The sequence below is a fragment of the Okeania sp. SIO2B9 genome (genome assembly GCF_010672505.1).
GTDB classification, from domain to species: Bacteria; Cyanobacteriota; Cyanobacteriia; order Cyanobacteriales; family Microcoleaceae; genus Okeania; species Okeania hirsuta.
The window spans coordinates 1-2,333 of record NZ_JAAHGK010001208.1 but is presented as its reverse complement, the minus strand read 5'-3'; the positions used below and the strand labels follow the sequence as shown (position 1 = coordinate 2,333).

The 2,333-nt window shown below is 30.9% G+C and carries 2 protein-coding genes; both read left to right on the top strand.

Annotated elements, in window-relative coordinates; all coding sequences use genetic code 11:
* On the top strand, positions 1-396 hold a 396-nt coding region (locus tag F6K13_RS29000; protein WP_287289281.1), incomplete at its 5' end, for a TrkA family potassium uptake protein.
* A 580-nt stretch (positions 397-976) separates the two neighbouring features.
* Positions 977-2,026 (top strand): homogentisate phytyltransferase, encoded by a 1,050-nt coding sequence (locus F6K13_RS28995; RefSeq protein ID WP_124154121.1) that lies wholly within the window; start codon positions 977-979, stop codon positions 2,024-2,026.
* Positions 2,027-2,333: the final 307 nt, after the last annotated feature.

Below are 2,333 nucleotides of genomic sequence, written 5' to 3'. Positions count from 1 at the left end.
CCTACTTCTTTAAGATTGAGAGTAAAATTTGTAGTAGCTAAAGCTTCTTCAGAAACTCATGTCAAACTTTTAAACAAGGTTGGAGCAGACTATGTGGTATTTCCAGAGAGAGAAATGGGTTGCGAATTAGCACGATTATTGAGTAAACCTAGAATACTCGATAAATTTGATATAGACCCAGATAATAGTATTGTAGAATTTATTGTACCAGAAAAATTTGATGGTAAAACTATTGCTGATTTAGAACTACGGAATAAATATGGTTTAAATTTACTGGCAGTGAGCGACGGAAGTGAAAAATTTCAAATTAATCCGAAGCCTAGTACAATTTTAACTAAAGGAATAATAATGATTGTACTTGGCTCTAATCAAGATATTAATCGCTTGCCAAATTAATGGGTGCATCTCAATGCAAGAATAAAGCCAAAAATTTATTGCTTTTAGGCAACAGCTCATCTGGCAACAGCTCATCTGGCAACAGGAAATATGTAGGAAAAAAGTATTTTTGCAAATAATCTTAGATGTACCAAAATTAATTAATATTACCGAATAATTAATAATTAATAATTAAATAATTAAATAATTATGGTTTAAAGTCTCCCCTTTTAAGGGTAAGAAATAAATAATATTTCCTTATATTCAATTCCGTAACGGTTAAAATCAGAGGTAATTATCAATTATCCATTATCAATTAATGAAAGCGTTTTTCATTTAAGTAAACTACAAAATTATTTTTGCTTACGGAGGATGGAGTAGGGAGTAGAGAGTAGAAAAATGCTTTTATTACCGAAAAATTGTGGTTTAAAGTCTCCCCTTTTAAGAGGATAAAAAGAAAAATTTTCCTTTTAGTCAATCTTCTACTTTAAAAGAAGAGGTAATAATTAATTATTAATTATTAATTCTTGAATATAGTCTATCTATGTGAAAACTGCTATAAAATAATCGTAAATTAAGATAAAAATCATTCAAGGTAGTTATGGGAGAAATTTCACATTATCAGGAAGCAAAAATCACAACTAATTTGGTGCAAAAATATTTTCCATGGCTATATAGTTTTTGGAAGTTTGCACGTCCCCATACAATTATTGGCACAACATTAAGTGTATTAGCAATATATCTAATTGCTCTGGGCGATCGCTCTGATTTTTTCAATCAATCTTTGTTCATCTATAGTTTAATTCTGTTATTGGTAACTTGGATAAGTTGTCTATGTGGAAATATTTATATAGTAGGATTGAATCAATTAGAAGATGTGGAAATAGACCGAATTAATAAACCTGATCTTCCTATAGCTGCTGGTGAATTTTCTCGGTTTTCTGGTCAAGTAATTGTGGCAATAACGGGAGTTTTGGCTTTAAGTTTTGCTCTAGTTTGCGGACCTTTTTTATTAGGTACGGTGGGAATAAGTTTAGTAATTGGTACATTTTATTCTTTGCCTCCTATTAGATTAAAAAGATTTCCTTTTTGGGCAGCTTTATGTATTTTTACTGTGCGGGGAGTAATTGTTAATCTAGGGTTATTTTTAAGCTTTGTTTGGGGATTAGAAAAAGTTGAGAAAGTTTCAGGAAGTTTAAATAAATGGATAGAAGGAGTAGGTGAAATAATTATCCTCAAAAAAAGCTTGATCATTCCAGAAATTCCTCCAACAGTATGGGTGCTAACTTTGTTTGTAATAGTCTTCACTTTTGCTATTGCAATTTTTAAGGATATTCCAGATATTGAAGGAGACCGTAAATTTAATATCACTACATTTACAATTAAATTAGGGACATTTACTGTATTTAATTTGGCAAGGTGGGTATTAACAATTTGCTATGTCGGTATGATTATATTGGGTGTAGTTTGGTTGGCAAATGTTAATTTCATTTTTTTGGCAATAACTCATTTTTTAGCTTTATGTTTAATGTGGTGGCGTAGTCAAAAAGTAGACTTGGAAGATAAAAGAGCGATCACTGATTTTTATCAATTTATTTGGAAACTATTTTTCCTAGAATATTTAATTTTTCCTATGGCTTGTCTTTTATAGCAATCAGATTTTGGTTGTGTCAAAAATTTCTGAGAATCAGGAAAAGTCTGCTCTGGGAAAAAAAAGGTAATAATTTCAGATTTTCTATTGTTACTTGGGTTATTTTTTCGGAAACTATTTTGCCGAGAATATCTAATTTTTCCTATGGGTTTTCTTTGATAGTATTCAGATATTGGCATTGAGAAAGTGAGGCAAAGGATGCCAATTTCTCAACATAGAGCAGCGGCGACTTTTACTTAGCTAGCACGGGTATCCATGTTATAATCTCAAATCGGATCGACAAAAGACGAAAGCGACAGTTAACTTT

Bases quoted from the DNA above. Each gene is read 5' to 3' on its own strand.
- F6K13_RS28995 (WP_124154121.1), top strand. From the start codon at position 977: ATGGGAGAAATTTCACATTATCAGGAAGCAAAAATCACAACTAATTTG.